10 protein-coding genes are annotated in these 12263 nt (G+C 68.1%); 5 read left to right on the forward strand and 5 right to left on the reverse strand.

Annotated features, from left to right (window positions below; all coding sequences use genetic code 11):
- Positions 1-55: 55 nt before the first annotated feature.
- Genes rfbB through VNT59_RS20885 form a run of 5 tightly spaced genes read left to right on the forward strand, consistent with a single transcriptional unit; the run spans position 56 to position 5159 of the window.
- Positions 56-1126, forward strand: coding sequence for a dTDP-glucose 4,6-dehydratase (gene rfbB, locus VNT59_RS20865; protein WP_325501728.1), 1071 nt, complete (start codon positions 56-58; stop codon positions 1124-1126).
- Positions 1123-2022 carry a dTDP-4-dehydrorhamnose reductase gene (gene rfbD, locus VNT59_RS20870; protein WP_325501730.1) on the forward strand — a complete coding sequence of 300 codons (900 nt, stop codon included), beginning with the start codon at positions 1123-1125 and terminating at the stop codon, positions 2020-2022. Before rfbB ends, rfbD begins: the two co-directional genes overlap by 4 nt.
- 12 nt (positions 2023-2034) lie before the next feature.
- On the forward strand, positions 2035-2928 hold the full coding sequence (rfbA, locus tag VNT59_RS20875) for a glucose-1-phosphate thymidylyltransferase RfbA (protein WP_414708430.1): 894 nt from the start codon (positions 2035-2037) through the stop codon (positions 2926-2928).
- The gene (rfbC, locus tag VNT59_RS20880; protein ID WP_325501733.1) at positions 2925-3485 is read left to right on the forward strand and encodes a dTDP-4-dehydrorhamnose 3,5-epimerase; all 561 of its coding nucleotides are present in this window, start codon (positions 2925-2927) and stop codon (positions 3483-3485) included. Before rfbA ends, rfbC begins: the two co-directional genes overlap by 4 nt.
- A 6-nt stretch (positions 3486-3491) precedes the next feature.
- Positions 3492-5159 (forward strand): M10 family metallopeptidase, encoded by a 1668-nt coding sequence (locus tag VNT59_RS20885; protein ID WP_325501735.1) that lies wholly within the window; start codon positions 3492-3494, stop codon positions 5157-5159.
- A gap of 41 nt (positions 5160-5200) precedes the next feature.
- Here the strand turns inward: VNT59_RS20885 and VNT59_RS20890 are convergent, their stop codons facing one another.
- The 5 genes from VNT59_RS20890 to VNT59_RS20910 are packed head-to-tail and all read right to left on the reverse strand — an operon-like array spanning position 5201 to position 12138.
- A complete protein-coding gene (locus VNT59_RS20890) occupies positions 5201-6640 on the reverse strand; it encodes a TolC family outer membrane protein (RefSeq protein WP_325501737.1) in 1440 nt (479 codons plus the stop codon).
- Positions 6640-8013 (reverse strand): HlyD family type I secretion periplasmic adaptor subunit, encoded by a 1374-nt coding sequence (locus VNT59_RS20895; protein WP_325501739.1) that lies wholly within the window; start codon positions 8011-8013, stop codon positions 6640-6642. Before VNT59_RS20895 ends, VNT59_RS20890 begins: the two co-directional genes overlap by 1 nt.
- A gap of 34 nt (positions 8014-8047) precedes the next feature.
- Positions 8048-9784 carry a type I secretion system permease/ATPase gene (locus VNT59_RS20900; protein ID WP_325501741.1) on the reverse strand — a complete coding sequence of 579 codons (1737 nt, stop codon included), beginning with the start codon at positions 9782-9784 and terminating at the stop codon, positions 8048-8050.
- A gap of 18 nt (positions 9785-9802) precedes the next feature.
- Complete coding sequence (locus VNT59_RS20905) at positions 9803-11536, reverse strand: type I secretion system permease/ATPase (RefSeq protein ID WP_325501743.1); 1734 nt, start codon at positions 11534-11536, stop codon at positions 9803-9805.
- 8 nt (positions 11537-11544) lie between these two features.
- A complete protein-coding gene (locus VNT59_RS20910; protein WP_325501745.1) occupies positions 11545-12138 on the reverse strand; it encodes a hypothetical protein in 594 nt (197 codons plus the stop codon).
- Between the last annotated feature and the right edge of the window lie 125 nt (positions 12139-12263).

Raw genomic sequence — 12263 nt, forward strand, 5'->3', positions numbered from 1 at the left:
AGGGGGCATTTACAATCGGAGGGATCAAGTAGGGCTACACCAAGCAGGAAAACACATGATTCTAGTGACCGGCGGCTGCGGCTTCATCGGCTCGGCCTTCGTGCTCCGGTGGCTGAAGGATCAGGACGAGCCCATCCTCAACCTCGATCTGCTCACCTATGCCGGCCACCCGGGCAACCTCGCCGCCGTCGCCAACGACCCGCGCTATCGTTTCGTGCGCGGGGATATCGGCGACATGGCGCTGGTGCAGGACCTGCTGAGCCAGCACCGCCCCCGGGCCATCCTCAACTTCGCCGCCGAGAGCCACGTCGACCGCTCGATCGCGGCGCCGCAGGCCTTCGTCCAGACCAACGTGGTGGGGACGGTGAAGTTGCTGCAGGCCGCCCATGCCTATTGGCAGTCGATGCCCGGCGACGAAGCGGCGCGATTCCGGTTCCTGCATGTGTCCACCGATGAGGTGTACGGCTCGCTGCAGGCCAGCGAGCCGCCCTTCCGGGAAACGAATGCTTACGAACCGAACAGTCCTTATTCCGCCTCGAAGGCGGCTTCGGACCACTTCGTGCGCGCCTGGCATCATACCTTCGGGCTGCCGACGGTCACGACCAACTGCTCCAACAACTATGGCCCGCGGCAGTTTCCGGAAAAGCTGATTCCGCTCATGATCCACAACGGCCTGAAGGGCCTGCCGCTGCCGGTGTATGGCGACGGCCAGCAGGTGCGCGACTGGCTGCACGTGGACGACCATTGCTCGGGCCTGCGCGCCGTGCTCGACCACGGCCGCGTCGGCGAGACCTACAACATCGGCGGCCGCTCGGAGCGCACCAACCTGCAGGTGGTGCATGCGATCTGCGCCGCCCTGGACAGCCTGGTGCCGCTGGCCGGCGGCGGCTCGCACGCCCGGCTGATCACGCACGTGAAGGACCGCCCCGGGCACGACCGCCGCTATGCGATCGACGACAGCAAGATCGCCGGCGAACTCGGCTGGCAGCCGTCGATCACCTTCGACGACGGCATGCGCCAGACGATCCAGTGGTACCTGGCCAACCAGGACTGGGTCGAATCGGTGACCAGCGGCGCCTACCGGCAGTGGGTGGAGCAGCAGTACGGCGGCCGGCCGGGGTCATGAGGATCCTGCTGCTGGGCTCCAACGGCCAGGTCGGCTGGCAGCTGCGCCGCAGCCTGGCGGTCCTGGGTGAAGTGACGGCGCTGCACCGCGGCAGCGAGCCGCTGTGCGGGGACCTGAGCCGCCCCGAGGCGCTGGCCGCGAGCATCCGGGCCGTGACCCCGGACGTGATCGTCAATGCGGCGGCTTACACGGCCGTGGATCGCGCCGAGTCCGATCGCGAGGCGGCATTCGCCGTGAATGCACAGGCTTGCGACGCCATCGCGACCGAGGCCGCCCGCCTGGACGCCTGGGTGGTGCACTACTCCACCGACTACGTCTACGACGGCACCGGCCAGCGGCCATGGCAGGAGTCGGACCCGACCGCGCCCATCAACGTGTACGGCAGCAGCAAGCTGGCCGGTGAGCAGGCGCTCGCCCGGCATTCCCGCCACGTCATCCTGCGCACCAGCTGGGTGTTCGACACCTGGGGCCAGAACTTCCTGAAGTCGATCCTGCGCGCCGCCGCGCAGCGCGACAGCCTGACCGTGGTGTGCGACCAATGGGGGGCCCCCACCCGGGCCGCGCTCATCGCCGACGTCACCGCCCACCTCGTGCGCCAGTTGCGGCCGCAGCTGGCGGGCATCTACCACGTGGCAGCGGCGGGCGAGACCAACTGGCATGCGTACGCGCAGTTCGCGGTGGCGCACGCCGGCCAGTGCGGCATGCCGCTCAAGATACAAGCCGGAAACATCCGGCCGGTACCATCCACGGAGTACCCCGTCGCGGCGGCCCGTCCCGGCAACTCCCGCCTGGACACGAGCAAGCTGCGCCGTGCGTTCGGCCTCGTCCTGCCGTCCTGGGAAGAGGGAGTGCGCTGCGTCGTCGGCGAACTTGCCGCTTTCAATTTGTCACGCTAGTTTCAGAACAACATGCCAGTGAAGCACACGCCCCGCAAGGGGATCATCCTGGCCGGCGGCGCCGGCACCCGGCTGCACCCGGCCACGCTGGCGATGTCCAAGCAGCTGCTGCCGATCTACGACAAGCCGATGATCTATTACCCGCTGACCACGCTGATGCTGGCCGGGATCCGCGAAGTGCTGGTGATCAGCACGCCGCAGGACACGCCCCGCTTCCAGCAGTTGCTCGGCGACGGCAGCGCTTGGGGCATGACGCTCCAGTACGCGGTGCAGGAGCGGCCCGACGGCGTGGCGCAGGCCTTTGTCATCGGCCGCGATTTCGTCGGCGGCCAGCCCAGCGCGCTGGTCCTGGGCGACAACATCTTCTACGGGCACGATCTGGTCCGCCTGCTGCGCGAAGCCGATGCCCAGCCGGCCGGCGCGACGATCTTCGCCTACCACGTGAAGGATCCGGAGCGCTACGGCGTGGTCGCCTTCGACGAGCAGGGCAAGGCGCTCTCCGTGCAGGAGAAGCCGAAACAGCCGCAAAGCCACTTCGCGGTCACCGGCCTGTACTTCTACGATCACCAGGTGTGCGACATCGCGGCCAGCGTGAGCCCCTCGCGCCGCGGCGAACTCGAGATCACGAGCGTCAATCAGGAGTATCTGGAGCGCGGCCAGCTGACCGTGCAGACCATGGGGCGCGGCTTCGCCTGGCTCGACACCGGCACCCACGAGAGCATGCTGGAGGCCACGCAGTTCATCCACACGCTGGAACAACGGCAAGGTCTGAAGGTGGCGTGCCCCGAGGAGATCGCGTGGCGCAACGGCTGGATCGACGGCCACCGCCTGCTGGCGCTCGCCGAGCCGCTCGCCAAGACCAGCTACGGCCTCTATCTGCAGGCGATCGCCCGGGGCACGGTGTGACGCTCACCGTCACCGCCACCCGCCTGCCCGAGGTCCTGATCGTCGAGCCCAAGGTGTTCGGCGACGAACGCGGCTTTTTTCTCGAAAGCTTCAATCAGGCCGGATTCCGGGCGGCGACCGGCGTCACGCTCGACTTCGTGCAGGACAACCATTCGCGCTCGGCGCATGGGGTGCTGCGCGGCCTGCACTACCAGATCCGCCAACCGCAGGGCAAGCTGGTGCGGGTCGTGAGCGGGCGCGTCTTCGACGTGGCCGTGGACATGCGGCGATCGTCGCCGAGGTTGGGCCAGTGGGTCGGGGTGGAGCTGAGCGCGGCCAATCACCGGCAACTGTGGGTGCCGCCCGGTTTCGCGCACGGTTTCGTCGTGCTCTCGGACAGCGCGGATTTCCTGTACAAGACCACCGACTACTACGCCCCGCAGTACGAGCGGGCGCTTGCCTGGAACGATCCGCACGTGGCCGTCGAGTGGCCGCTGCGGGAACTCCGCCAGGCCCCCGCGCTCTCAGCCAAGGATGCGGCCGCTCCCGCCTGGAGCGGCGCCGAATTCTTCGACTGACATCCGATGTCCCTGTTGATCGCCGAGCCTGCGCCGACCCTGCTCGAGCCTGCCGCGAGCCCGGCCGGCTGGCCCCTGCATGCCGCGAGCGGTTCGCTGGCGGCCGCGCCGGCCGGCACCGTCATCGCCTATCCGTACACCGGCGACTACCGGATCGACGTGCTGCTCGATGGCACAGACCAGAGCTGGGGCACGGCGCCGCAGGGGGTGTCTGCCCTCGCCTATCGTTGGAACGCGCCCGCGCCGCTTGGAACGCCGCCTTCGCAGGCAGTGACATACAGTTTCATGTCGGCCGTGCCATGGTACGGCGGCAATGCCGACTCCGCCGGCGACAGCGGATTCCAGCCCTTCACGTCGGCGCAGCGGACAGCCACCCGGCAAATCATGGCCACGCTGTCGACCGAACTGGGCATCACGCTGGTGGAGGTCGGCGACAGCAGCTCCGTCTATGGCCAGATCCGCCTTGGCAACAACAGCCAGCAGACATCGTCCGGCTACTCCTGGTTGCCGTACAGCACCGGCGACGACCGCGGCGGCGATATCTGGATCGACGACCTCACGCCGGGCAACCTCACCAACGTCACGCCGGGCACGCAGGGCTTCGACACCTTGCTGCATGAAATCGGCCATGCCCTCGGGTTGAAGCACCCTGGCAACTACAACGCCGGCGACAGCGCTTCCACGGCGCCGGGAAACTATCTCGGCAGCGCCGAGGACAACGAGAACTACACCATCATGTCGTACCAGGAGGCCAGCGGCTTCCAGCCGCGCGACTGGTACGGGATGTACGACCTGTTGGCGCTGAAGGCGCTCTATGGCAGCCGCGGCCTGAACGCCGGGGACACCGTCTACAGCTACACCGATGCCTCCGGGCGCGTGCTGAAGATGATCGACGATGCCGCGGGGTTCGACACCATCGACATTTCGGCCGTCGGTTCACTGGGCAGCAAGACCGTGGACATGCGTCCGGGCACGTTCAGCTCGGTGGGCATGAACGGCGGCGCCAGGGCGCTCAACAACCTTTCGATCGACTTCAGCACCGTGGTGGAGCGCTTCGTGGGCACCCCGTATTCGGACACGGTGACCGGCAACGATGCCAACAACACCTTCGTGCTCGGCACCGGGGCCAATGTCGCCGACGGCGGAGTCGGCCTCGACCTGGCCGTGTACGCAGGCACGCGCGGCGCCTATCAGGCAGCGGCCAGCGGCTCCGGCATCCGCGTGACCGGCAGCAATGTCAGCGACACGCTCACCAGCGTCGAGCGCCTCGCTTTCGCGGACGGCAAGCTGGCGTTCGACATCGGCGGCAACGCCGGCCTGACGGCCAAGATCATCGGTGCCGTTTTCGGTCCGCAGAACGTCGCGGCCCATCCGGACTACGTCAGCGTCGGCCTGGGCGACCTCGACGCCGGCATGAGCTATGCCGACCTGATGTCGATCGCGATCAACTACCAGCTCGGCGCGAGTCACAGCAACGAGCAGCTGGTCAACCTGCTCTACACGAACGTGGCCGGCGTCGCCCCCACAGCGGAGCAGGCGGCGCCGTATCTCGCCGAACTCTATTCAGGTGCGCGCACGCAGGCCGGCCTGGGCATCTACGCGGCCGACTTGGACCTGAACGTGCAGCACGTCAACCTCGCCGGCCTCGCGCAGACCGGCCTGTGGTCCGCCTGAAGGCCGGGTGAGCCCCGCAAAGCGCGGGCTCACGCTGAGCCTCACAGCTTCAGCCAGCCGTTGAGTTCCCGCACGGCCTGGTCGTCGGCCTGACCGGCCAGCGCGCGCAGGCGGATGCGCGACATCATGTAGACGTAACGCGCGTTGGCCAGATCGCGCATGGCGCTGACGCGCTCCTGCTCGGCGTTGAGGATGTCGACCAGCGTCCGGCTGCCTGCTTCGTAGGAGCGGCGGTTGGACTGGACCATCGTCTCGGCGGAACGCACGGCCTGCTCCAGCGCCCGGATGCGCAGCGCCCCTTCCGTGATGCCGCGGTACTCCTTCTCGACCCGCAAGGCGAGATCGCGCCGGGTCGCCTCGAACGCGTTGTCGATCCGCTCCTGCTCCGCCAGTGCCTGCCGCACCTGCGAGCTGACGTAGCCGCCGGCGAAGATCGGGATGTTCACCTGCACCCCGATCGACTTGCTGTTGTATTTGGTATCGACGCGGGTCACGTTGTCGCTGTCGCTCACCGACCATTGGGCGATGGCGTCCACCGTCGGCTTGTGGCCGGCGCGCGCCTTCTCGATCTCCTGGCGCGCCACTTCCTGCTGCGCCCGCAGCGACCGCAGCTCGGGACTGGCCTGCTCGGCGCGCTCGGTCCACTCCTGCAATTGGCCGGGGGCCGGCTGGGCCGCGCGCAGCTTGTCGGGGTCGACCGTCGCGAGGCTGGCGATCGGCGTGTTCACCAGCACCTGCAGCTGGCGCTTGGTGTAGCCCAGGTTCTGCCGCGCCTCCAGCTCCTGGGCGATCGTCATGTCGACCCGCGCCTGGGCCTCGTCGATGTCGGTGCGCACGCCGGCGCCCGCCGCGAAGCGCCGGCGCGCGGCATCGAGCTGGGTGGTGTAGGCCTCTTTCTGGGCCAGCACGAGCGCGAGCTGGTCCTGGGCGAGGAGGCCTTCGAGATACGCGCCGGAGACCCGCACCGCCACGTTCTGCAGTTCCTTGTCGAGCGTCGCATTGGCGTCCTCGACCTGCGCCTTGGCCTGCTGGTAGTCGGCGAAATTCAGTGGCCGGTACAGCGGCTGCCGGATGGTGAGCGCCCGGTTGCCGCTGTTGTACATCTGCTCGGAATGCAGGGGCACGCCGCCGAAACCCGGCTGCGTCGTCGCCAGGTCATTGCGAAAGCGCGACGCAGTGGCCGAGACGTTCGGCAGCAGCTGCGCGCGCGCCTGCGGCAGCCGTTCGCGGCGCGCGGCCGCGCCGGCCGTCGCGGCGCGGATCACGGCGTCCTGCTCCAGGGCGGCGCGATACGCCTGCTCCAGGTTCAGCGAGACGGCGGTGGCAGCCGAACCCGGCGCGGGCTGCTCCGGCGTCTTCGGGGTGCTGCCGTTGGTTTGCGCGGCGCCGGACAGGGGGAGCATCGCCGCGAGCACGGCGATCGCCACCGCCGCCAGAGGCAGCGCGCGCGGCGTAATTCGCAACGAGGTCGTCATCGCCATCACTCCTCCTTCAGTGAAGCCGCCAGCCGCTTGGTCAGCGGGTGCAGCAGGTACGTCAGCAGCGTGCGCTCGCCGGTCTTCAGGACGACTTCGACGGGCATGCCGGGTTGCAGTTGCCGCTTGCCCAGCTGCTTGTAGCCCTCGGGCGTCACGCTCACGCGCGACAGGAAATAGGCGGCGCCATTCTGCTCGGTCAGCAGGTCGCCCGAAACCGAGACCACCTTGCCTTCCACCACCAGCTGGGGCGAATTGGCGAATGACGTGAAGCGGATGTCGACGGGCAGCCCGGCGTGGACGCGGTCGATCAGGTTGGGCGCGACCTTGGTCTCGATCATCAGCAGTTCGTTGTCCGGCACGATGTCCATGAGCTTCTGGCCGGCGGCGACGACCCCACCCACGGTCTGGACCGCCAGACCGACCACCTGCCCCGTCGCCGGCGACTTGATGTCGATGCGACCCAGGTCGTCGGAGAGCGCGCGGAACTTCGCTTCGTCGGCCAGCACCTCGCGCGAGACGTCGCTCAGCTGCGACTCCACTTCCTTGCGGTAGTCCTGCTGACGCGAAATGATGCGCTGGCGCAGCTCGGCGATGGAGCGCTGCGCGCGCGTGATGTTGCCCAGCAGCTCGGACACCGACGCGCTTGCCTCCGAGGCGTTGCGCTCGAGTTCGAGCTGGCGATTGCGCGGCGCGTAGCCTTCCTTGACCAGTTCGCGCGTGTGCGACAACTCCTCGTTCAGCAGCGACATCTGGGTGCGCCGGTTGCCGAGCATGCTCTCGTAGGAGCGCGCCAGGGCCTGCTGGCCCTCGATGCTCTCCTGCAGACCCTGGACGTCGGCGCGCAGGGCCGACCGGCGCGACAGGAACAACTGCTCCTGCGTCAGCATCTGGCTGCGGATCAACGGGTCCTTGCTGGCCGCCTGCAGTTCCGGGTGGAAGGTGATCGTGGCGGCGCCGGACTGCTCCGCGATGAGACGGCCCTGGTTGGCGCGCAGGCTCAGGTAGTGCTGGCGCACCGTCTCGTAGTTGGCACGGGCGGTGGCTTCGTCGAGCTTGATCAGCACTTGCCCTTCCTTGACCCGGTCGCCTTCGCCGACGAAGACCTCCTTCACGATCCCGCCGCTGGGGTGCTGGACCGTCTTGCGCTTGGTGTTGATGGCGACGACGCCCTGGCTCGGCACGCCTTCGTCCAGCGGTGCGAAGGCGGCCCACAGCATGAAGCCGCCCAGTCCGATCAGCAGCGCCCACACGCCGATGCGCGTGGCGCGCGTGGTGTCGGCCACCGCGGGCAGGTCGGATTCGGGCGCGAGGTCCGCGGCGGGCACCGGCGCGAGGTGCCTGGAAGACAGGCGTTGCAGCAATTCGGGTTTGGTCATGGCTGGCTCACTGAATGTTCGGAAGGCGGCCGGCTCACGCCGGCTGGATCGCATTGGATGGCGCGGCCGCCGGCTGGGCGGGCGTGGCAGCGGCTCGCAGACTGGCGATGACGGCATCGCGCGGCCCCTCGACCCGGATCTGGCCGTCCTGCAGCATGATGATCCGGTCGGCGACGGCCACCGCGCCGGGGCGGTGCGTGATCAGGAAAATCGTCTTGCCGCGGGCCTTGAGCTGCTGCACGGTGCGCACCAGTGCCGCTTCGCCGGCGTCGTCGAGGTTGGCGTTGGGTTCGTCGAGCACGATCACGGCGGGGTCGCCATACACCGCGCGGGCCAGTCCGATGCGCTGCCGCTGACCGCCGGACAGCAGGTTGCCGGCCTCGCCGATCGGCGTGTCGTATCCCTTCGGGAACCGCAGGATCATCTCGTGCAGACCGGCGCAGCGCGCCGCCTCGATCACCTTCACCGGATCCACCTCGCCGAAGCGGGCGATGTTCTCGCCGATGCTGCCTTCGAAGAGTTCGATGTCCTGCGGCAGGTAGCCCAGGTGCGGGCCGAGTTCGATCCGGTTCCAGCCCTCGATCGGCAGGCCATCGAGCAGGACCTCGCCGGACACTTCGGGCCAGATGCCCATCATCACGCGGGCGAGCGTCGACTTGCCCGACCCCGATGGCCCCAGCACCGCCGTCACACTGCCGGCCGGCACGGAAAAGGAAATCCCCTTGAGGATCGGCGTGGCGCGGCCAGCCGCTTCCGCGACGACATTGCGCAGGGTGACCTCGCCCTGAGGGGCGACGCGCCTCAGGTTGGGGTCGCGTTGCGGATAGTCGGACAGCAGCTGCTCGAGCCGGTGGAACGCGTCGCGGGTCGTGATGAACGCGCGCCACACGCTCACCAGCTGGTCGATCGGCGCCAGCGCCCGGCCCATCAGGAGGTTGGTGGCCACCATCGCGCCGGCGCTCATTTCGCCGTTGATCACGAGCACGGCGCCGGCGCCGAGCGAAAGCGACTGCTGGCTGTACCGGATGAACTTGCTCCAGGCCACGACGCGCGTGCTGACGTCATGCGCCTTGGCGTTCTGGGCGAGCGATCCGTTGTGCAGGCGCCGCCACAGCGTGCGCAGGTTGCCGACCATGCCCATCGACTCGATGACCTCGGCATTGCGCAGCTTGCTTTGCAGATAGGCCTGCACGTCCGTGGCCGTACGCGCCGCTTCCTCTGCCGGCGCCACGCTCCGGCGGTGTCCGAACCAGGCCACGCATGCCTGAATCACCGCGAAGAACACGGCGATCCATCCCAGCAAGGGGTGCAGGAAGAAGATCACCGCCAGATAGATCGGCGCCCACGGCACGTCGAACAGCGCGAAGATGCCCTGCCCGGTGATGAACTGGCGCAATGTGATCAGGTCGTAGAAGGCCCGCGACGGGCCGGCACGCGTTTCCGTGAGATAGGACTCGAAGCTGGCGTCGAACACGCGCGAGCTGAGTTGCTGGTCGAAGCGGACGCCGGCCCGCACCAGCACGCGCGACCTGGTCCACTCGGAGAACGCCATCACGCCGAAAAAGAACAGCGTGATGAGGGACAGCGCGAGCAGCGTGAGTTCGCTGCGGCTGGACAGCACGCGGTCGAAGACCTGCAGCATGTACAGCGTGGGGGCCAGCATCATCAGGTTGACGGCCATGCTGAACAGGCCGACCACGAGGAACTCGTGTCGGAAGGCCCAGAGCGCCCCGGTGAGTTCGCTGCGCCGAAAGAATGTAGGAGTTGCCATTGTTGTTCTCTGTCGCGATCAGGCCGTGGCCACGGCGCCGCCGGCCGGACGCGGCGGCTGCTGTTGCATCTGTTGCGCCGCCTTGTTGAGGGCCGCCAGCACGTCGTCGCGCGGCCCGAACGCCTGCACCTGGCCGTCCCGCAGCACCAGCATCTTGTCCACGACCGGCAGGATGCTGGTGCGGTGCGTCATGACGACGAAGGTGGTGCCGCGCGCCTTGAGGGACAGCACCGCCGCGGCGAGTGCCGCGTCGCCGGCTTCGTCGAGGCTCGAGTTGGGCTCGTCCAGCACCACGAACACCGGGTCGCCATAGATGGCGCGGGCCAGTCCGACGCGCTGGCGCTGGCCGCCCGAGAGGATCGCGCCTTCGCGGCCGACCTGCGTCTCGTAGCCGTCGGGCAGGCCCATGATCAGCTCGTGCAGGCCGACGGCCCGCGCCGCGGCTTCCACCTTCTGCGGCTCGAGCGTCCCGAAGCGCGCGATGTTTTCGGCGAGCGTGCCGTCGAACAGCTCCACGCCCTGGGGCAGGTAGCCGATGTGCGGACCGAGTTCCGCCTTGTCCCAGGTGTACACGTCGGCGCCGTCGAGGCGGACCTTGCCGCCGGCGGATGGCCACAGCCCCACCAGCGCCCGCGCCAGGGTCGTCTTGCCCGAGGCGGAGGGACCGACGACGGCGAGGACTTCGCCCGGCTGCAAGCCGAAGGTCACACCGCGCAGGATGGCGATCGAGCTGTTCGGCGCCGTGGCGATCACGCTCTCCACTTGCAGCATTCCGCGCGGCGGCGGCAGGGGCATGCCTTCTGCGGGCGCCGGCACGGAGGCCAGCAGCTGGTTCAGGCGACCGTAGGAGTCGCGCACGTTGACCACGCTGCGCCACTGCGTCACGACCGCCACCAGCGGCGCCAGCATCCGCCCGCCCAGGATGGACGACATGATCAGCATCGCGCTGCCGCCGTTCAACTCGTTGTGCAGCAGCAGCCAGGCCGCCACGCCCATGAGCAGCGAGCCCATGGTGGTCTGGAAGAACTTGGTGAGCGACTGGTAGCCGCCGGCGCGGTCGGAAGCGACGGCCTGCAAGGTGAGGAACTCGCGCTGCTTCTCGGCCCAGCGCTGGTGGATGTCGCGCTGCATCCCCATCGCCTCGATCACCTGGGCATTGCGCAAGGTGCCGTCGGCGTACTGCTGCGCGGCGAAGGCGCTGCGGTTGGCGGCGACCAGCGGCGGCTGCGTGGCGCGCTCGTTGAGCCAGCCGACGAACGTCTGGAGGATGGCGCCGACGACGGCGACCCACCCGAGCACCGGGCTCATGGCGAAGATCAGGACGGCGAAGGCCAGCGCGATCGGCACCTCCATCGCCGCCAGCACGGCCGGCGATTGGAGGAAGTCGCGCAGCACACGGAAATCCGAGACCGGTTGCGTCGTTCCACCAGGCAGGCGACGCAGGTTGGCAGCGAAGACCGCCGAGAAAACGCGGTCGCCCAGGCGGCGATCGAGTTCGAGGCCGGCCGCGTGCAGGATCTGGGCTCGCGACCACTCCAGCACCTCCATGACGATCAACGCGCCGAGCACGGCCGCGGTCAGCATGGCAAGCGTGCCGTAGCTGCGGCTGTTCACCACGCGGTCGTACACCTCGAGCATGTAGCCGGTGGGCGCCAGCACCAGGATGGTGGCCACGATGCTGAACCAGAATGCCCGCCTGAAATACGGCGTCAGCGCCAGCAGCGCGTCTTTGAGCTCGGAAGATTTTTGCATCGGCGCGTTCATGCGGCAGCCTCGACTTTCACGTAATCCGGAATCTGGCCAGGGGGCGCGAGGGGCGCCCGGGCGGCCTCCTCCTCCAGCGCGTCGCCGAACCAGAACACCAGTTCAAAAGCGCCGTCCTTCTTGCGGGACAGCACGATCTCGCGCAGCTTCTTCTCGCGGAAGCTGCGCTCGTCTTCTTCGGAAACCGACAGCAGAAAGCGCATCCGGCCGTCGAGCGTGTACATGGACAGCGCACCGTCCTTCACGCTGAGGGTGTGGCGGTCGAAGTAGACGGGGCAGCGGTCGGAAAAGTGGAGCGTCGGCAGCGGCTTGCCCTGGTAGCGGGACAGGTGGAAGGGGCTGGCCGGATGCTGAAACACGAGCCGCGCCGTGCGCGAGACCGAGTAGATGGCATTGCAGACCATCTGCGACCCCATCTGGGGAAACTGCTCGCGCAGCGAGCGGTACGCGAGGTGATGCAGAGTCACCCGGTTCCACATGCGGTTTTGTTGCACCAGCGGCGCCAGCGCGTTGCAGACCTGGGCGAAGGCTGCCTGGAGGGCGACCAGCCGCTTCGCCTGTTCGGCCGAGGCATTCAGCGTGACGCGCAAACTTGAATTCATATAGGAATGCGAGTGTACAGGCTCCTATATGAATATTCCAGCCAGAATTGGCATTTACCCTGCACGACACTTTTTCAGCCGGCAGGGAACGGTTCGATAGCGGCCCCGGGCAG

Origin of the sequence: Ramlibacter sp. (assembly GCF_035554825.1) — a bacterium.
Taxonomy (GTDB): domain Bacteria; phylum Pseudomonadota; class Gammaproteobacteria; order Burkholderiales; family Burkholderiaceae_C; genus Ramlibacter.

Coding starts and splice junctions, on each gene's coding strand:
- rfbB (WP_325501728.1), top strand. CDS start 56: ATGATTCTAGTGACCGGCGGCTGCGGCTTCATCGGCTCGGCCTTCGTG.
- rfbD (WP_325501730.1), top strand. CDS start 1,123: ATGAGGATCCTGCTGCTGGGCTCCAACGGCCAGGTCGGCTGGCAGCTG.
- rfbA (WP_414708430.1), top strand. CDS start 2,035: ATGCCAGTGAAGCACACGCCCCGCAAGGGGATCATCCTGGCCGGCGGC.
- VNT59_RS20885 (WP_325501735.1), top strand. CDS start 3,492: ATGTCCCTGTTGATCGCCGAGCCTGCGCCGACCCTGCTCGAGCCTGCC.
- VNT59_RS20890 (WP_325501737.1), bottom strand. CDS start 6,640: ATGGCGATGACGACCTCGTTGCGAATTACGCCGCGCGCGCTGCCTCTG.
- VNT59_RS20895 (WP_325501739.1), bottom strand. CDS start 8,013: ATGACCAAACCCGAATTGCTGCAACGCCTGTCTTCCAGGCACCTCGCG.
- VNT59_RS20900 (WP_325501741.1), bottom strand. CDS start 9,784: ATGGCAACTCCTACATTCTTTCGGCGCAGCGAACTCACCGGGGCGCTC.
- VNT59_RS20905 (WP_325501743.1), bottom strand. CDS start 11,536: ATGCAAAAATCTTCCGAGCTCAAAGACGCGCTGCTGGCGCTGACGCCG.